This is a genomic window from Kitasatospora sp. NPDC094028, from assembly GCF_049543595.1.
In the GTDB taxonomy this organism is placed as follows: domain Bacteria; phylum Actinomycetota; class Actinomycetes; order Streptomycetales; family Streptomycetaceae; genus Kitasatospora.
This window is the reverse complement of the sequence record NZ_JBMVFA010000022.1, coordinates 1-18588: the sequence shown is the minus strand read 5'-3', so window position 1 is coordinate 18588 and position 18588 is coordinate 1. Positions and strand designations below refer to the sequence as shown.

14 protein-coding genes, 1 rRNA gene and 1 riboswitch are annotated in these 18588 nt (G+C 72.5%); of the genes, 2 read left to right on the top strand and 13 right to left on the bottom strand.

Annotated features, from left to right (window positions below):
- Positions 1–36: 36 nt before the first annotated feature.
- Positions 37–2937, bottom strand: a complete 2901-nt coding sequence (gene gcvP / locus ACPC54_RS27510) for an aminomethyl-transferring glycine dehydrogenase (RefSeq protein ID WP_498968548.1) — start codon at positions 2935–2937, stop codon at positions 37–39.
- Positions 2938–3176: 239 nt separating this feature from the next.
- Positions 3177–3280, bottom strand: a riboswitch (glycine riboswitch).
- A 145-nt stretch (positions 3281–3425) separates the two neighbouring features.
- Here gcvP and ACPC54_RS27505 point away from each other — a divergent pair.
- Both ACPC54_RS27505 and ACPC54_RS27500 read left to right on the top strand, forming a co-directional pair.
- On the top strand, positions 3426–4646 hold the full coding sequence (locus tag ACPC54_RS27505) for a PRC and DUF2382 domain-containing protein (protein ID WP_498968546.1): 1221 nt from the start codon (positions 3426–3428) through the stop codon (positions 4644–4646).
- A gap of 175 nt (positions 4647–4821) precedes the next feature.
- A complete protein-coding gene (locus ACPC54_RS27500; protein ID WP_498968545.1) occupies positions 4822–6309 on the top strand; it encodes an MFS transporter in 1488 nt (495 codons plus the stop codon).
- A 146-nt stretch (positions 6310–6455) separates the two neighbouring features.
- Here the strand turns inward: ACPC54_RS27500 and ACPC54_RS27495 are convergent, their stop codons facing one another.
- From ACPC54_RS27495 to rrf, 12 genes are all read right to left on the bottom strand, one after another.
- Positions 6456–7856, bottom strand: coding sequence for a DNA polymerase IV (locus ACPC54_RS27495; RefSeq protein ID WP_498968543.1), 1401 nt, complete (start codon positions 7854–7856; stop codon positions 6456–6458).
- A gap of 51 nt (positions 7857–7907) precedes the next feature.
- Complete coding sequence (locus tag ACPC54_RS27490; RefSeq protein WP_498968697.1) at positions 7908–8612, bottom strand: SanA/YdcF family protein; 705 nt, start codon at positions 8610–8612, stop codon at positions 7908–7910.
- Between the two features lie 286 nt (positions 8613–8898).
- The gene (locus ACPC54_RS27485; protein WP_498968542.1) at positions 8899–9543 is read right to left on the bottom strand and encodes a MerR family transcriptional regulator; all 645 of its coding nucleotides are present in this window, start codon (positions 9541–9543) and stop codon (positions 8899–8901) included.
- A 224-nt stretch (positions 9544–9767) separates the two neighbouring features.
- A complete protein-coding gene (locus ACPC54_RS27480; protein ID WP_402972498.1) occupies positions 9768–10244 on the bottom strand; it encodes a bifunctional nuclease family protein in 477 nt (158 codons plus the stop codon).
- Positions 10245–10328: 84 nt separating this feature from the next.
- Positions 10329–11024: a transcriptional regulator FtsR gene (ftsR, locus tag ACPC54_RS27475; RefSeq protein ID WP_498968695.1), complete on the bottom strand. Its 696-nt coding sequence runs from the start codon at positions 11022–11024 to the stop codon at positions 10329–10331.
- 182 nt (positions 11025–11206) lie between these two features.
- Entirely contained in the window at positions 11207–12088 is an 882-nt protein-coding gene (locus tag ACPC54_RS27470) for a double zinc ribbon and FHA domain-containing protein (RefSeq protein ID WP_498968541.1), read from the bottom strand.
- A 244-nt stretch (positions 12089–12332) separates the two neighbouring features.
- A complete protein-coding gene (locus ACPC54_RS27465) occupies positions 12333–13508 on the bottom strand; it encodes a DUF881 domain-containing protein (protein WP_498968539.1) in 1176 nt (391 codons plus the stop codon).
- Positions 13492–13824 (bottom strand): small basic family protein, encoded by a 333-nt coding sequence (locus ACPC54_RS27460; RefSeq protein ID WP_045697923.1) that lies wholly within the window; start codon positions 13822–13824, stop codon positions 13492–13494. Before ACPC54_RS27460 ends, ACPC54_RS27465 begins: the two co-directional genes overlap by 17 nt.
- Positions 13821–14873, bottom strand: a complete 1053-nt coding sequence (locus ACPC54_RS27455; RefSeq protein ID WP_498968538.1) for a DUF881 domain-containing protein — start codon at positions 14871–14873, stop codon at positions 13821–13823. Before ACPC54_RS27455 ends, ACPC54_RS27460 begins: the two co-directional genes overlap by 4 nt.
- 290 nt (positions 14874–15163) lie before the next feature.
- Positions 15164–17659, bottom strand: a complete 2496-nt coding sequence (locus tag ACPC54_RS27450; RefSeq protein ID WP_498968536.1) for a sugar phosphate nucleotidyltransferase — start codon at positions 17657–17659, stop codon at positions 15164–15166.
- Positions 17660–17783: 124 nt separating this feature from the next.
- Positions 17784–18404, bottom strand: a complete 621-nt coding sequence (clsA, locus tag ACPC54_RS27445; protein ID WP_498968535.1) for a cardiolipin synthase ClsA — start codon at positions 18402–18404, stop codon at positions 17784–17786.
- Positions 18405–18507: 103 nt separating this feature from the next.
- Positions 18508–18588: ribosomal RNA gene (rrf, locus tag ACPC54_RS27440) — 5S ribosomal RNA — on the bottom strand; the annotation flags it as partial.

The window sequence follows — 18588 nt, the reverse complement described above, 5'->3', positions numbered from 1 at the left end:
CCCGTCAGCCCGTCAGCCGATCAGCCTGTCGGTCGATCAGACGCCGTACTCGTCCAGCGGCGGGCAGGAGCAGACCAGGTTGCGGTCGCCGTACGCGCCGTCGATCCGGCTCACCGGCGGCCAGTACTTGTCCGCCGGGTTCACGCCGGCCGGGAAGACGGCCTCCTGCCGCGCGTAGCCGTGCGCCCAGTCGCCGGCCAGCGAGGCGGCGGTGTGCGGGGCGTTGCGCAGCGGGTTGTCCTCGGCCGCCCACTCGCCCGAGCCGACCTTGTCGATCTCGCCGCGGATCGCGATCATCGCCTCGCAGAAGCGGTCGATCTCGTGCAGGTCCTCGGACTCGGTCGGCTCGATCATCAGCGTGCCGGCCACCGGGAAGGACATCGTCGGCGCGTGGAACCCGTAGTCGATCAGGCGCTTCGCGATGTCGTCCACCGTCACGCCCGTCTCCTTGGTCAGCGGGCGCAGGTCGATGATGCACTCGTGCGCGACCAGCCCGCCCGGGCCGGTGTAGAGCACCGGGAAGTGCGGGGCGAGGCGCTTGGCGATGTAGTTGGCGTTCAGCACGGCGACCTGGGTCGCGTGCTTCAGGCCCTCGCCGCCCATCAGCCGGACGTACGCCCAGGAGATCGGCAGGATCGCCGCCGAGCCCCACGGCGCGGCCGAGATCGGGCCGACGCCGGTGGCCGGGCCGGCCTCCTCCTGCAGCGGGTGGTTCGGCAGGTACGGCGCCAGGTGGGCGCGCACCGCGACCGGGCCGACGCCCGGGCCGCCACCGCCGTGCGGGATGCAGAAGGTCTTGTGCAGGTTCAGGTGCGAGACGTCCGCGCCGAACTTGCCCGGCTTGGCGAGGCCGACCAGGGCGTTCAGGTTGGCACCGTCGACGTACACCTGGCCGCCGGCCTCGTGCACCAGGGCGCAGATCTCGGTGATCTGGGTCTCGTACACGCCGTGGGTCGACGGGTAGGTGACCATCAGCACGGCGAGGTTGTCGCGGTGCTGCTCGATCTTGGCCTTCAGGTCGTCGACGTCCACGTCGCCGTCGACCAGGGTCTTGACCACGACCACGCGCATGCCGGCCATCACCGCGGAGGCGGCGTTGGTGCCGTGCGCCGAGGAGGGGATCAGGCAGACGTCGCGCTGGGTGTCGCCGTTGGCGTGGTGGTAGGCGCGGACGGCCAGCAGGCCGGCCAGCTCGCCCTGGGAGCCGGCGTTCGGCTGGATCGAGACGGCGTCGTAGCCGGTGACCTCGACGAGCTGCTGCTCCAGCTGGCGGATCAGGGTTAGGTAGCCCTGGGCCTGCTCGATCGGCGCGAAGGGGTGCAGCTGGCCGAACTCGGGCCAGGTGACCGCCTCCATCTCGGTGGTCGCGTTGAGCTTCATGGTGCAGGAGCCCAGCGGGATCATGCCGCGGTCCAGCGCGTAGTCCCGGTCCGACAGGCGGCGCAGGTAGCGCAGCATGGCGGTCTCCGAGCGGTGGCTGTGGAAGACCGGGTGGGTCAGGTACTCGTCCTCGCGCAGCAGCACGGCGGGCAGCGTGTCGGCGCTCTCGGCGACCTCGACGGCGGGGACGCCGAACGCGGCCCAGACGCCGGCCAGGTGCTCGCGCGTGGTGGTCTCGTCGGTGGAGACCGAGATCCGGTCCGCGCCGTCCTGGTACACGTTGATGCCCTGGGCGCGGGCGGCCTCGGCGATCTCGGCGGCGCGGCCCGGCACCACGGCGGTGACGGTGTCGAAGAACTCGCCGTGCAGCAGCTCGACGCCACCGGCCCGCAGGCCCTCGGCGAGGGCGGCGGCGTAGCGGTGGGTGCGGCGGGCGATGTCGGCCAGGCCGTCCGGGCCGTGGTAGACGGCGTACATCGAGGCCATCACGGCGAGCAGCACCTGGGCGGTGCAGATGTTGCTGGTGGCCTTCTCGCGGCGGATGTGCTGCTCGCGGGTCTGCAGCGCCAGGCGGTAGGCGCGGTTGCCGTCCGCGTCGACGGAGACGCCGACCAGGCGGCCGGGCAGCGAGCGGGCGTACTCGGCGCGCACCGACAGGTAGCCGGCGTGCGGGCCGCCGAAGCCCATCGGGACGCCGAAGCGCTGCGAGGTGCCACACGCGATGTCGGCGCCGAGCTCGCCCGGCGACTTGAGCAGGGTGAGGGCCAGCAGGTCGGCGGCGACGGCGACGATCGCGCCCAGGCCGTGCGCCTGCTCGATCACCGGGGTGAGGTCGCGGACCACGCCGGTGGCGCCCGGGTACTGGAGCAGCACGCCGAAGACGCCGCGCTCGGCGATCTCGGCCGGGATGCCCGCGGACAGGTCGGCGACGACGACCTCGACACCGGTCGGCACGGCACGGGTGTTGATCACCGCGACGGTCTGCGGCAGGGTCTCGGCGTCGACCAGGAAGACGCCACCCTTGACCTTGGTGACGCGGCGGGCGAGCGACATCGCCTCGGCGGCCGCGGTGCCCTCGTCCAGCAGCGAGGAGCCGGAGGTGGGCAGACCGGTCAGGTCGGAGACCACGGTCTGGAAGTTGAGCAGCGCCTCCAGGCGGCCCTGCGAGATCTCCGGCTGGTACGGCGTGTAGGCGGTGTACCAGGCCGGGTTCTCCATGACGTTGCGCAGGATCACCGGCGGGGTGAAGGTGCCGTAGTAGCCCAGGCCGATCATCGGCTGGAGCACCCGGTTGCGGCCGGCCAGCTCGCGCAGCTCGGCCAGCACCTCGGCCTCGGTGCGCCCGGCGGGCAGGTCCAGGGCGGTGATGGAGCGGATCGCCTCGGGAACGGCGGTGGCGGCGAGCTCGTCCAGCGAGCCGTAGCCCACGGACGCCAGCATCTTCTCCTGCGCCGCGGCGTCGGGGCCGATGTGGCGGTTCTCGAAGGGGCTGGCCAGCTCAAGCTCGGTGAGGGTCGAGGCGCCGGTGGGGCGTCCCGCGTTCGGCTGGGCGTTCATGGTGGTCGAGGCCTCCTGGTCACGGACCGGCGGGGGGTGCGCACGCCGGCCGGCCTTCACCGCTGCGGACAGCGGAAGGGCCGTGGGCGGACGCACCCGACAGGCCTCCCCCTCTGTCATCGGGACCTGAGAGCTTCGCCCGCACGTCGCGCTGTGGCGCTCCGTCGGCTTGCACCGTCGGTGAGGGTGGTGGTCGCCGGCTCCCGCGCCGACGCTCCTGCCCTGCTTTCCAGAGTGACCTATCCCGCACGGTACTGATGCCTGAGAGATTCCGGGGAGGAGTTGCTCCTTCGGCGCCCCTACCAGCGGTTTTCGCGGGCGGGGACTCTCCCGCGCGGGCTCGGCGGTCGGGGCCCAGGGTACCAGCGGGAGGCCTCCCGATCACGGGTGTGTCAGGTCACTCGGGGTCTACGCGCGTGGCATGAGGGCCCCCGGACGGCCCAGCGGGCAGCCCGTCCGGACGCACCCCGGTCGCGCCCGTCCGATAGATGGCTTTTGGTGTGAAGTGGCGGACGGGCGGGGAGCTCCGGCCGCCGTACCTGCGGGAGTTCCGCAGGCGCAGCGCACTGGAGGAAAGAGTGCAGACCGACATCGACCCCCGGGACCTCATCGGCCACAAGGCGGTCGACCGCAACGGAGACAAGATCGGCACCGTCGACGAGGTGTACCTGGACGACGCCACCGGCCGACCCGAGTGGGCCGCCGTCCGGACCGGCATCTTCGGCCGGGACGCCTTCGTCCCGCTCACCACCAGCGAGTTCTCCGGCGAGGAGCTCCGGGTTCCGTACGACAAGTCGCTGGTCAAGGAGTCGCCGGACTTCGGCGTCGGCCAGCACCTGTCGCCCGCCCAGGAGCTCCAGCTGTACCGCTACTACGGCCTGGACACCCCGGTGGACGGCCGCCCGGCGGCCGCCGAGCCGGTCCGCACGGCGCAGCCCGACCTCGACTTCGGCACCACCGCGGCGGCCGCCGCCGCGACCGCCCGGCCGCTCGCCTTCCGCTCCGTCGAACCCCACGCTCCCGAACCCGCCGCGGCCGTCGCGGCCAAGACCACCACCCCCTCGACCGCCAGCACCGCCCCGGAGGCCACCGTGCGGACCCTCAGCACCCCCGCGCCCGCCGCCACCCCCGCGCCCGCCGCCACCGCCCCGGCGGTCGAACCCAAGCCGCAGCCGGCACCGACCGGTACCGGTACCGGTGCCGCTCCCGCCCACACCGCTCACACCGCCCCCGCCGCCACCGCCCCCGAGCGCCCGGCCGGGGCGGCCACCTCCGCGCCCAGCGGCCCGGTGGAGATCACCTGCCGCGAGGAGCGGCTGGACATCACTACCGAGTGGCACGCGGTGGGCACCGCGAAGCTGCGCAAGTACGTGACCAGCGAGCAGATCGAGCGCCGCGTGCCGGTGGTCCGCGAGCGCGTCCGGGTCGAGCGGATGCCGGTGAGCGAGACCGAGCGCGCCTCGCTGACGGAGAAGGAGATCGCCGAGGCCGTGGAGGAGGTCACCCTGCGCGAGGAGCGCCTGGTGGTCCGCAAGTACCTCGCCCCGATCGAGCGGGTCCGCCTGGTGGTCGAGCGCTACACGGCGGAGGAGGTGGTCCGGGAGGAGCTGCGCCGCGAGCAGGTCGAGGTGCACGACGACACCCCGGCAGCGGCCGCCGCCGGGGCTGCCGAGGCCCCCCGCCCGGCGGCGATGAGGCCGCTCTCCTAGCGTCTCCACCCCGGCAACGAAGGGCCCCGGACGTCGTCCGGGGCCCTTCGCCGTGCGCCCGCGGAGCGTCCGGCCGTTCTCCTTTGCCAAAGCTTAACCGCTCGATATTTGACACTATGAAGTATCTACAGCATCGTTACTTCAGTTCATTCACTATGTACGGGAGGAAGCAACCGTGAGTGAGGCACCCCAGCCCACCACCGCGGCCGAGAAGCAGAGCAGCGCCCGGGTCCTGCCGGCCCTCATCCTGGCGATGCTGTCGTTCAGCGTGGTGCAGACCGCGGTCGTCCCGATCCTGCCCTCGCTGGCCAAGGAACTGAGCGTCTCGGCCTCCAGCATCACCTGGCTGATGACCGCCAACCTGCTCTCCGCCGCTGTGCTGACTCCCCTCCTGGGCCGCTTCGGCGACCTGCGGGGCCGTAAGCCCATGCTGCTGATCTCGCTGGTCGGCCTGGTCGCCGGCTCGGCGCTGGCCGTCTGCACGCACTCCTTCACCTGGCTGGTCGTCGCCCGCGTCCTGCAGGGCGCCGGCGGTGGCGTGATGCCGCTGGCGATCAGCATCGTCCGCGACGAGCTGCCCAAGCAGAAGGTCACCGGCGGCGTCGCCGCCATCAGCGCCTCGATGGGCGTCGGCTCCGGCCTCGGCCTGGTCGCCACCGGTCTCCTGCTGGAGCACTGGAACTACAAGTCGATCTTCTGGATGGGCCTGCTCTTCGGCCTGATCGCGGTCGCCCTGGTCGCCATCCGCGTCCCGTCCGACCCGGTCACCGACAAGGAAGGCGGCGCCGACCCGCTCGGCGCCATCACCCTGGCCGGCTGGCTCTCCGCACTGCTGGTCGCGGTCAGCCAGGGCAACCACTGGGGCTGGACGTCGACCAAGACCCTCGGCCTGTTCGCCGTCGCCGCCGTGGTCGCCCTGGTCTGGGGGATCATCGAGACCAAGGTCGCGCACCCGCTGGTCGACATGAAGATGATGTCCCGCCCGGCCGTCGCCTTCACCAACCTCGCCGGCCTGCTGATCGGCTTCGGCATGTACGGCTCGTTCATGGTCATCAGCAACTTCGCCCAGGCGCCCGCGGTGATCACCCACTACGGCTTCACCGCCACCGTCCTGCACGCCGGCATCATGCTGCTGCCGTCCGCGATCGGCTCGATGGTCGCCGCCCCGCTCGGCGCCCTGCTGATCGCCCGCCGCGGCCCGCGCCTGCCGCTCGTCGCCGGCGGCGTGCTCGGCGCCATCTCGATGGCCTACCTGGCCCTGCGGCACAGCGCCGAGGGCGACATCTACACCGCCTCGGCGATCTTCGGCCTCGGCATCGGCCTCGCCTTCTCGGCGATGCCCGCCTACATCAACGGCGCCGTCCCGGTCGAGCAGAGCGGCATCGCCAACGGCATGAACTCCGTGCTGCGCACCGTCGGCGGCGCGATCGGCACCGCCGTGATGGCCGCGATCCTGACCGGCGACACCATGAAGCTGCCGCCGCAGATCCCGCTGTCGCTGCCCACCCTGGACGCCTTCAAGCACGCGTTCTGGACCGCCGCCGTGGTCTGCGTCGTCGCTGGCGTCGTCCCCTTCCTGATCCGCAGCGTCAAGCCGGCCACCGTCGTCGCCGGCACGGCGCAGCGGGAGCCCAGCGACACGCTGGTCAAGACCGACGCCTGACCAGGGCGTCCGGCCGCCGCGCTCCGGGACAGGGCGCGGCGGCCCGGCCCGCGGACCGTCGTGAGGGCATCACGACCGCCCGAGAGCCGGCACGGTGAACGCGGCCCCACCCGGTACTCCCCCACCGGGCGGGGCCGCTTCGCGTTTCACTCCCCCGCATCGGCCCCCTCGTCGGCCCCCTCCTCCGGCCGCCGCAGCGGCAGCGGCCGGGCGGCCTCCAGCGCCGGGTCGTCGACCGCGAAGGTCCGCACCCGCCCCGGCCCGCTCCACGGCGTCTCGAACCGCACGGTGACCCGGCCCACGCCGCTGCCCTGCACCCACCCCGGCCCGAACTCGGTGTGCCGGACGTCCTGCCCGGGCAGCCAGCGCCGCACCACGACGGCCTCCGGCTCCTCCTCCGCCTCCTCGGCCGCGGCCCCCTTCTCCGCCTGCTCCGCCGCCTCCTCCCGCTGCGCCTGGGCGAACAGGTCCTCCTGGGTGTAGTCGGCGAGCTGGGCCACCCCGACACCGAGCAGCCGCACCCCGCCGGTGATGTCGACCTGCTCGGCCAGCCGCCGCGCCGTCGCGACGACCACCGCCTCGTCGTCCGTGGGGCCGCCCAGCGTCTCGGAGCGGGTCAGCGTCGAGAAGTCGAACCGCCGCACCTTGAGCACCACCGTCCGCCCCGAGCGCCCGGCCGCCCGCAGCCGCCGCACGCACCGGACGGCCAGCGCCTCCACCTCGCGCAGCACCCGCTCGCGGTCGGCCAGGTCCACCTCGTAGGTGTCCTCCACCGACACGGACTTGGCGTCCTGGTCCGCCACCACCGGCCGCTCGTCCAGGCCTATCGCCATCTGGTGGATCCCGGCGCCGTGCGCCCGCCCGACCAGCGCGACCAGCTCCGCCTCCCCCGCCTCCGCCAGGTCGGCCACCAGGGTCAGCCCGGCCCGCCGCAGTACCTGCTCGGTGGCCGGCCCGATCCCGGGCAGTGCCCGGACCGGCATCGGCCCGAGCACGGCCTTCTCCTGCCCGGGCTCGATCAGCACCAGCCCGTCCGGCTTGGCCCGCTCGGAGGCGATCTTCGCCATCAGCTTGGAGCCAGCCGCACCCACCGAACCGGTCAGCCCGGTCAGCCGGTGGATGTCCGCCCGCAGGTCCTCCCCGATGGCCAGCACCAGCCGCTCACCGGTCGCGTGGTCGGCCTCCGCCAGCGCCGGCCCGTACGGCCCGGCCGCCAGGTCCACGAAGGCCTCGTCCAGGCTCAACGGCTGCACCAGCGGCGACAGTTCGCGCAGCAGCCCCATCACGATCTCGCTGTTCTGCCGGTACGCCTCGAACCGCCCGGCCAGGAACGCCGCGTTCGGGCACAGCCGGCGCGCCTGCGCCATCGGCATCGCCGAGTGCACCCCGAACCGGCGCGCCTCGTACGAGGCCGTGGCCACCACCCCGCGCCCACCGAGCCCGCCCACGATCACCGGCTTGCCGCGCAGGCTCGGCTTGGCCGCCTGCTCCACCGCCGCGAAGAAGGCGTCCATGTCGAGGTGGATGATGCTCGGCAGAGACCGCACCCGCTGATCATCGCGCACGGGTACGACAACGCGGTCGAACCCGGCCCGGGTCTACCGCTCCGCGGCCGCCGCCAGCGCCTTCGGGATGCCGTCCTCCGTGGGCCCGAGGAACACCGGGTCGGGCTGAACCAGCGCGCTGAACGCCGCCTTCCCGGCCCCGGCCACCTCCCGCAGCCCGCCGTACAGCCAGGTCTCGTCGTGCAACTCCGGCACCGCGACCGCGTACGACCGGATGCCCGCCGCCTCGCACAGCGCCAGCGCCCGCCGGACGTGGAAGTCCTGGCTCACCAGCACCGCCCGGTCCACCCCGAAGATCCGGTGCGCCCGGGTGCAGGAGTTCCAGGTGTCGAAGCCCGCGTAGTCCCGCACCACCCGCGTCCCCGGCACCCCGTGCTCGGTCAGGTAGCGGTACATCGCGTCCGGCTCGTCGTACTCGATCCGCCCGTTGTCGCCGGTGACCAGGATGGCCTGCACCTTCCCCTCCCGGTACAGGTCCAGCGCGGCCACCAGCCGGTGCTCCAGGTACGGCGAGGGCCGGCCCTGGTCGAGCCCGGCGCCGAACACCACCGCCACCGGCGCGGACGGCGCGCTCTCCACGGTGCCGACCCGATCCCCGGCCGCGAACCACAGCCAGGCGCTCGGCGCCAGCGCCAGCGAGCAGAGCACCGTCGCCAGCTGGAAGACCCTGCGCTGCGTCCGCCGCTGCCGCAGCCGGATCCGCAGCAGGCCGGCCCTGCGTCTCAGCAGACCCGCCATCGCCGTGCCGCCCCCCACACGCCCTCCCTCGATCGCTCCACCGGAAACGACGACGAGGCCGTGGGGGGGGGCGGGGGGCCCCCCCGGGCCCCCCCCCCCCGGGGGGGGGGGGGGGGGCCCCCCCGGGGGGGGGGGGGGGGGGGGGGGGGGGCCCGCTCCCCCCCCCCCCCCCCCCGCGGCCCCCCCCCCCCCCCCCCCCCCCGCCCCCCCCCCCCCGCACCCCCCCCCGGGGCGGGGGGCCCGCCGGGCCCCCCGGCGGGCCCCACGGCCTCGTCGTGACGTGTGCTCAGACCGCCCGGTTGCGGCGCTGGGCGAGTTCGTCTGCCGGGTCGTTGCCGACCAGCGTCTCGCCGGTGTCGGTCCGCTCCGCGTGCAGCCGTCCGAGGACCAGCTCCAGCTCCTGCCAGACCGCCCCGACCGCGATGCCGAAGACCCCCTGACCGCCCTTCAGCAGGTCGACCACCTGCTGCGGCGTGGTGCACTCGTAGACCGTCGCGCCGTCGCACATCAGCGTCAGCCCGGCCAGGTCGGCCTGCTCGGCGGCCTGCAGATGGGCGACGGCCACCCGGATGTTCTGCAAGGAGACGCCCGCGTCCAGCAGCCGCTTGACGATCTTCAGCAGCAGCACGTCGCGGAAGCTGTAGAGCCGCTGGCTGGTCGCCGGGTACGCCGTCCGGACGCTCGGCTCCAGCAGCCCGGTACGGGCCCAGTAGTCCAGCTGGCGGTACGTGATGCCGGCCGCCGCGCACGCGGTCGGCCCGCGGAAGCCCAGCAGTTCGGAGGTCGGCGGCAGCTGCTCGATGGCGGGCTGGCCGGCCTGTACGGCGGGGAACCTGCCCAGCCGGGGCAGGTCGGTCACGGTGCTGGCGGTGCGCGGGAGGTGCAGGGCGCACAGGCCTCCCACGACCGCGTCATCGCCGGTGCTGCTCATACCTACCTCCGTCCACGTGTGCTGCGGGCAACCCGACTGCGGGCATCGGCCACCCGGACAGCCACTCCTGACGGTAGGCAGTCCCCTATGACCCGTCAACGATCGCCACGCCGGGCCGGGCAAACCACCTCACTCAGAAGAGTGGTTTTTCGTGCCCCTAGTGTGGGTAGGTGGACGGCTTTTGGCAAAACGGCCGACCCCCGGCCGCACCGCGCCCGCCCGTCCTACTGCGGGCCGCTCCCGCCGAAGTCCTCCGGCGACACCTGGTCGAGGAACTCGCGGAACTTCTCCACCTCGTCCTCCTGCTCGTCCGGGATCGCGATGCCCGCCTCGGCGAGCACCTCCTCGCTGCCATAGATCGGCGTACCGGTCCGCAGGGCCAGCGCTATCGCGTCGGACGGCCGGGCGCTCACCTCGACCCCGCCGGCGAACACCAGCTCGGCGTAGAACACGCCCTCCCGGAGGTCGGTGATCCGCACCTCGGTGAGCTGCTGGCCGAGCGCCTCCAGGACGTCCTTGAACAGGTCGTGCGTCAGCGGGCGCACCGGCGTCATGCCCTGCTGGGCGAAGGCGATCGCGGTCGCCTCGCCGGGGCCGATCCAGATCGGCAGGTACCGATCTCCCCCGACCTCCCGCAGCAGCACGATCGGCTGGCTGGAAGGCATCTCCACTCGGACACCCACGACGTCGAGCTCATTCACACACGCAACCCTATGGCTCCGACCCCGGATATGAAAGCGCAGGACCGACGCCGCTGGTCAGCGCGCCGCGCCGGCGGCGCGGCACTACCCGTGGGTCCGCAGTCCGGCCTGCACCATCGCCGCGTGCAGCCGCACCGACAGGGTGGCCAGCTCCCGCGCGGTGGCCTCCGCGTGCGCCCTGGTCTGCGGGTTCCGATGCCGGCGCAGCGGCGCCACCACCTGCTCGACCAGCGCGATCTCGCGGTCCGCCGCCGCCTTCATGGCCCGCAGGTGCCGCGGCTCCAGCCCGTACCGGCCGAGCTCCGCGACCAGCCGGGCCACCTGCAGCGCCTCGCCGTCGTAGCCGCCGTCCGGCCCGGGCGCGAGCAGCCCGTAGGCCTCCCACTCCGCCAGGTCCCGCTCCCCCGCCTCGGCGGCGGCGAGCAGTTCGGCACGCCCGAGCCGGACCCCGGCGGAGGCGTCGGCCGAGGCGACCAGTTCGCGGTCCGCCTCCTCCAGCGGACCCGGCCGGGCGTCGGCGGCGGAGGGCAGCGCGGGCGGGCTCTCCCCGCGCTCGATCGCGTCCAGGTGCTCGCGGATCACCCGCAGCGGGAGGTAGTGGTCGCGCTGCATCCGCAGCACGTACGCCAGCCGCTCGACGTCGGCCGGGCTGAACTTGCGGTACCCCGAGGGCGTGCGCTGAGGCTCGACCAGCCCCTCCGCCTCCAGGAAGCGGATCTTGGAGATGGTGACCTCGGGGAAGTCGTCGCGCAGGAAGGCCAGCACCGCACCGATGCTCAGCAGCTCGTCCGAGCCGCGCCGCCGCCCGCCGGACCGCTCCGCGCGGACCGGCTGCCTGGGGCCCGCGACCACCCCGCGCCCGCCCCGGTCCGTCTGCGGACCGGACGACGACGCAGGGGTGGCCGCCCCGAGAGAAGAGGAAGGGGTATTCGTATTCACTCGGGCTCCTGCCGACGTTGGTTTCAGTACCCCCGGTTGTGGCCGGCGAAGAACACCAGCCGGTACTTCCCGATCTGGACCTCGTCGCCGTTGTTCAGCGGCACCTCGTCGATCCGCTCCCGGTTCACGTAGGTGCCGTTGAGGCTGCCCACGTCCGCGACGCTGAAGCCGGCCGGCGTGCGGCGGAACTCCACGTGGCGGCGCGAGACCGTGAAGTCGTCCAGGAAAATGTCGCCCTGCGGGTGGCGACCCGCGGTGGTGACGTCCGAGTCCAGCAGGAAGCGGCTGCCCGAGTTCGGGCCGCGCTGCACGATCAGCAGCGCCGAGCCCGGCGGCAGGGCGTCGATCGCCGACAGCACCTCGGCCGAAAGGGCCGGCGTGGAGCCGGTGCCGGTCGTGGTGGTGGGGTCGTAGGACTCCAGGCCGGAGATCGAGATGGTGGAGGTGGTCTCCGCCGCCCCCTCGGGCAGCAGCCCGCCGCGCAGCGCGGTGCCGCAGTTGGAGCAGAAGCGGGCCGCGGCCGGGTTCTGGTTGCCGCACCTGGGGCACGGAGTGGGGCCAGCCATGTTCACAGCCTCCTGGCGCGGCACACCCGACGGGTTGTGCCCGGCGTACGGGTCCGGAGCAAACCCTCCACCAGAGGTTGAGGGTGCTGACGGGAAACCTATGCGCGGGTCGCCGGAGGGGTCAACCGACGCGCCGTGGCCCGCGGGATTCCCCGCGTACTGGGCGGCGGCGCCGTCCCGGAACAGCTGCTGGCCCGCGTACGGCGCGGCCTCGGGGGCCGGGCGCATGCCCGGCACGGCGGGCTCGTCCTCGGGTCGGCGGTGCCGCGCGGTGGGCGCCTCGACGGCGGCCGCGTCGCGGCTCTTGTTGCGACCGAACAACTTCGAGAAGAAACTCACGGGCGAATCCCCTTGCGTGTGACAGACCCGCCCGCGGGGCAGGGTGAGAACCTCGGACAGGCTGTGGGCCCGGCTGCGGCCGGGGCCTGCTGGAGTGGTACTCCGACGGTTGGTGCTGTGGTTGGTGCTCCGGCGCGTCCCGGCACTCCGCTGAGTACCGGCACGAACCAGTCTCGCCCACGCGACGACGGCGCCCCGCACCGGGTGGCGCCCGCGCGTGACGGGCCGTTCACCAGGCGCCTCGTCACTTCGAGGCCGGCTTGGCGTACTGCGGCGTCTTCAGGTCCACCAGGGCGTCCACGACCACCTTCTGCTGCTGGGTGATCGTCGCCCGCGCCTGGTGGCTCTCCAGGGTGCGGACCACGCCCCCCGGGATGTTCAGCGCGGGCACCAGGTCCTGCGGGTTCCCGACGACGGTGAACCGGTAGGGCGCCGAGGCCTTCTTCCCGTCGATCTGCACCCCGCCGCCCGACAGGTCGGTGAAGTAGGTGTTGACCACCACGCGCACATCGTTGATCTGAATCGCCTCCGCCCCCGCCGCTCGAAGTTCCTGCAGGGTGTCCAGCAGCATATCTGCCTTCACCAGCCCTTGGGGGTCATCGACCGTCAGGACGATGCCCGGACCAGTGGCCTTCACGGTGCCGGCGAGCACGCCGAGCTCCGTCGCCTTCTTCCTGGTCTGCTCCTGGGCTTCCTTGGCCTGGTTGGAGCTGTTCTCCAGCTTCGCCAAGGACTGTTCCAGTTCCGCCTTCTCCTGTTGCAGACGCTGCTGACGGCTGTCCAGTTCGTCGAGGATGCGGACCAGGTCCTCCTGACGGGCCCCGCGCAGCTGGCTGTGGTGGTCGTTGGTCGAGCGCACCTGGATCGCCAGCCCCAGGCCGAGCGAGAACAGCAGCAGCGCCACCACCAGTTGCCCGCGCGACAGCCGCGGCGGCCAGAGCGCCGCTTTCAGGCGCCGCCGCCCGGCGTTCCCGTCCACGGGCTCGGGCTCGGCCCCGGCTTCGGGTTCCGACGCGGGCGCGGGCTCGGGTTCCGACACCTCGTCGGCCCGGGCCTCGCGCACGGCCTCGACGGGCGTCCGCTCGGCGGCCGGCTCGGACGTCACGGGCTCCGGCTCCGGCTCCAACTTCGACTTCGGCGCCGACTTCGGATCCCGCTCCGGCCCGGCCTCGGGCGCCGCCGCGGCGTCAGGCCCAGCCGGGTCCTCCTCGGGCTCCGCGGCGGCCTCGACGGCCTCCTCGGCCTCCTCGGCCTCCTCCGCCACAGCGGTCGGCTCCGCCTCGGCCGGCTCCACCGCCACCTCGTCGGCAGCGGTCTTCCCGGCCGTCTTCGGCGCGCTCCCCTCGGCCGCCGGACCGGCGGCCGGCTCCTTCTCCTTCGGGTCCGCCGCCGGGCGGCCCGTCTCAGGCGCGGAAGACATGGCGCCGGATCGCGGCCGCGTTGGAGAAGATGCGGATGCCGAGGACGACGACCACACCGGTGGACAGCTGCGAGCCGACGCCCAGCTGGTCACCCAGGAACACGATCAGCGCCGCGACCACCACGTTCGACAGGAACGAGACGACGAACACCTTGTCGTTGAAGATCCCGTCCAGCATCGCGCGGACGGCGCCGAACACGGCGTCCAGTGCCGCCACCACCGCGATCGGCAGGTACGGCACCACGGCGTCCGGCACCTCGGGCTGGACGAAGAGTCCGACGACCACCCCGATCACGAGACCCAGTACGGCAATCACGGTCTAGCTGCTCCTGTCCCTGCGGAGGACGGCCCGGTCGAGGCCGTCGTGGGCGAGTGGGCGGACGTGGTCTTCCCGGACCCGCTCGGCGTGCGCCGCCCGGTGGTCGAGCCGCCGCCCGTACTGGCGGACGGTGAGACGGACGCGCTCGGGCTCGTCGGGGTTCCCGGGGTCGCCGTCGACACATCGGTCGGGGTCGCCGAGGGGGTCGCGGTGGGCGTCGGCGTGGGCTCGGGGGTGGCCGGCTGCGCGGACCGCAGCGTCACCCCGACCGCCGCCGGCAGCGTCAGGCTCTTCTGCGCGGAGAGCGTCGACTTGATGCCGTACTTCTCCTGGAGCAGCCGCAGGTACGACCCGGCCATCTCGCCCTCGAAGGTGTCGAGGACCTTCGGCCCGTCCCCGATCGCCAGGACGGTGTACGGCGGCACGAGCGGCCGGTTGTCCACCAGCACCGCCTCGCCCGCGGCGCGGATCGCGGAGAGCGCGGTCAGCCGCTGGCCGTTGATCGAGACGGCCTCGGCACCGGCGCCCCAGAGGCCGTTCACCACCAACTGCAGGTCGCGGTCGCGCAGTCGCCCGCTGTTGGAGAAGCCCTGCCCGGCCCGGGGGTCGACGTTCCCGCCGAGGCCGGTCCCCGCCGCGTCCTCCAGGACCAGCTTCACCCCCGGCCCGGTCACCTCGCCCAGGCCCACCGCACCGGCCATCGCGCCCGCGTCGCCGTCCCCGGAGGGGAGTGCCTGCTGCTGGGTGTCGTCGACCTTGCGGCGCAGGTCCTGGACCTGCTTCTGGAGGTGGTCGGCCGAGCCGTTGCTGTCGTTGATCCGGTGGATCAGCGCGTCGCGCTCCTTGGCCAGCGTCGGCTCGGCCTTGTGCGCGTTCACCGCGCCGACCGTCACCACCGCGCCGACCAGCGCCAGCCCGGCGCCGAACGTCAGCAGGCCCCGGGCCGTCCTGGGTATCCGGCTGTCGCGGGCACCGCCCCGGGCGGCGGCCGCCTCGGCGTAGCCCTCGTCCAGGCCGTGGTCCATCACGTTGGTCAGCAAGGACATCGAGGCGTCCGGACGGTTGTACCGTCCGTTCGGTGCACTCGGTGTCGGCGTCGCTGGCATGCCGACCATCGTCCCACGTCGGCACGGTCGCCCACGCACGGCCCCTGAGCTGCGGACACGCCGGAAAGTGACGGATCCCTGCGAATGAGGTGAAACCGGACAGCGGGGCGCACGGGCCGTGCCGTGCGCCCCGCCGGTCGGGGCCGTTCATGCGCCTCCGGTGGAACTTCAGTGGATCTTCGGTGGGCCGTGCGCGCCGCCCGGATCCACCGGTGCCCGCCCCGCGGCCGTCACCTCCCGGCGCCGTCGACCACCGCCGCCCACTCGTCCAGCAGGGCCTCGGTGGCCTCGTCGTCCGGCCCCTCCGCCCACAGGTGGGTGACCGCCTCGGCCGGGTCCGGCAGCACCAGCGTCCAGCGCCCGTCCGCCTCCACCACCCGGACCCCGTCCGTGGTGTCCAGCTGCCGGCTGCCGGCCGCCTCGACCACCGAGCGCATCACCATGCCCTTGGCCGCCCACGGCGTCGCGATGTCCCGCCGCCGGATGTGCGCCTGCGGGATGCGCGCGTCGATCTGGCTCAGCGTGAGCTGGGTCCGCGCCACCAGGCCGACCAGCCGCACGAAGGCCGCGGCACCGTCCAGCACTCCGCTGAACTCCGGCACCACGAAGCCGCCGCGCCCGTCCCCGCCGAACACCGTCCCCTCGGCCGACGCCGCCTTCGCCAGGTCGTCCGGCGTGGTCGTGGTCCAGATGACCTGGGTGCCGTGGTACGCCGCGACCTGCTCGGCGATCCGGGTCGTGGTCACCGGCAGCGCCACCTGCCCGCTGCGTCGCTCGGCCGCGACCAGGTCCAGCAGGACCAGCAGCGCCCGGTCGTCGTCGATCACCCGGCCCAGCTCGTCGACGAACGCGACCCGCTCGCCGACCGGGTCGAAGCGCACCCCGAAGGCCGCCCGGGACGACGCCACCAGCTCGCCGAGCCTGGCCAGCCCGGCCCGGCGGGTCTCCGCGTCCTCGGTCGGCCGCGCCTCGTCCAGCCCGCTGGAGACGGACAGCGCCTCCACCCCGAGCCGGCCGAGGATGCTCGGCAGGACCAGGCCGGCGCTGCCGTGCGCGGTGTCCACGACCACCTTCAGGCCGGCCTCCCGGACCCCGGTGGTGTCCACCGTCCGCAGCAGGTTCCCGGCGTAGGAGTCGAAGACGCTGGACGGGAAGGTCAGGTCCCCGATCTCGCCGGGGAAGGCCCGCCGGAACTCCTGGCGCGCGTACACGCGGTCGAGCTTGCGCTGCCCGGCCTGCGAGAGGTCGGCGCCGCGCTCGTCGAAGAACAGGATGTCCAGCGAGTCCGGCACCCCGGGCGTGGTCCGCAGGAAGATGCCGCCCGCGCTCCCCCGCGCCGTGTGCTGCCGGGCCACCGGCATCGGCACGTTCTCCAGGTCGCGGACATCGATCGCCGAGGTCTGGAGGCCCGAGATCATCGCCCGTTTGAGTGCACGCGCACCACGCGAGTGGTCACGCGCGATGGTGACGGTCGCCCCCTTCTTGAGCGTCGTCGCGTACGCCCCGGCCAGCCGCACGGCCAGCTCCGGGGTGATCTCCACGTTCAGGATCCCCGAGACGCCTCGGACGCCGAACAGGTGCTCCTGGCCGCGGGACTCCCAGATCACCGAGGTGTTCACCACGGCGCCGGCCTCGATGGTCTTGAACGGGTAGACCCGGACGTTCGCCGCGATGATCGACTCCTCGCCGACCAGGCACTCGTCCCCGATCACCGCGCCGTCCTCGATCCGCGCGGCCCGCATCACGTCCGTGTTCTTGCCGACCACGCAGCCGCGCAGGTTGCTCTGCGGCCCCACGTACACGTTGTCGTGCACGACGGCCTTGTGCAGGAACGCACCGCGCTTGACGACCACGTTGCTGCCCAGCACGGTGTGCTCGCGGATCTCCACGCCGGCCTCGACCTTGGCGTAGTCCCCGATGTACAGCGGCCCGCGCAGCACCGCCTCCGGGTCCACCTCGGCGCCCTCGGCCACCCAGACACCGGGCGAGATCTCGAACCCGTCGAGCTCGACGTCGACCTTGCCCTCCAGGACGTCCGCCTGGGCCTTCCCGTAGCTCTCGTGGGTGCCCACATCCTCCCAGTAGCCCTCGGCGATGTAGCCGTAGATCCGCTTGCCCTCCTTCATCAGCTGCGGGAAGACGTCGCTCGACCAGTCGACGGACTCACCGGCCGCGACGTAGTCGAAGACCTCGGGCTCCATCACGTAGATACCGGTGTTCACCGTGTCCGAGAAGACCTGCCCCCAGGTCGGCTTCTCCAGGAAGCGCTCGACCTTGCCGTCCTCGTCGGTGATCGTGATGCCGAACTCCAGGGGATTCGGCACCCGGGTGAGGCAGACGGTGACCAGTGCGTTCTTGCTGCGGTGGAACTCGATCAGTTCGGTGAGGTCGAAATCGGTAAGCGCGTCACCGGAGATCACCAGAAAGGAGTCGTCCTTCAACGCGTCCTCGGCGTTCTTGACACTCCCCGCAGTGCCGAGCGGTGTCTCCTCATGGGCATACGTGAGGTGCATGCCCAGATCCTCACCGTCACCGAAGTAGTTCTTGACCAGCGACGCCAGGAACTGGACGGTCACGACGGTGTCGGAGAGACCGTGCCGTTTCAGCAGCCGGAGCACGTGCTCCATGATCGGCCTATTCGCGACCGGAAGCAGTGGCTTCGGCATGCTGGAGGTCATCGGGCGGAGTCGGGTGCCCTCGCCCCCTGCCATGACTACGGCTTTCATTACGGGTGCGTCCTCCTTCGCGGTGGTGGACCTGCAGGTCCATCAAACCGTTCCAGAGGGTTCTCTACCCGGAAGATATCGTCCGACGCACCGGCCCGGCGTGGGACTTCTCTCAGATCACGTCTCAGACAGTGGACGCCGAGCCCGCCGTGCTCGCCCGGACGATCTGCCGCGCCTGAACCGCGTAAAGAATCGCGGCCCACCAGTACAGGGTCGTGCCCCACCAGATGAACGCCCAGCTCACGACCTCGGCCGGCCGCGCGATCCAGCTGTCCAACCGACCGAGCAGGAGGAGCGGAAACGCGTACATCAGATTGAAGGTCGCGGCCTTGCCCAGAAAGCTCACCTGCAGCGGGCCGTAACCGTGCCGGTTGAGAATAGGCAGCAGGACGGTGATGAAAGCGTCCCGGGCCACCAGAATGGCCGTCACCCACCAGGGCAGAATCTCACGCCAGGTCAATCCGACGAGCGTGGAGAAGATGTAGAGCCGGTCGGCCAGCGGATCGAGGAGCTGCCCCACCCGGCTGATCTGCCCCCACCGCCGGGCGAGCTTTCCGTCCAGGTAGTCACTGACGCCGCTCAGCATCAGGATCAGCAGTGCCCAGCCGTCGTTGTTCGGGCCGTCGAAGACCGGCCAGAGGATGAGCCAGAGAAAGATCGGAACGCCGACCAGCCGGCCCATGCTGAGCATGTTGGGGATGGTGAGGACGCGATCGGTCTGGACCCGCGTCTCCTGGACCTCCACCCGGGGGCCTCCTGAACCATGTGACGACAATGCACGTTGAGCTTGACCCTACAACAGAAAAACCCCCGTCCGGTTCACCCGGCGGGGGCTTCTCTGAAGAATTGTTCGGCGGCGTCCTACTCTCCCACAGGGTCCCCCCTGCAGTACCATCGGCGCTGTGAGGCTTAGCTTCCGGGTTCGGAAT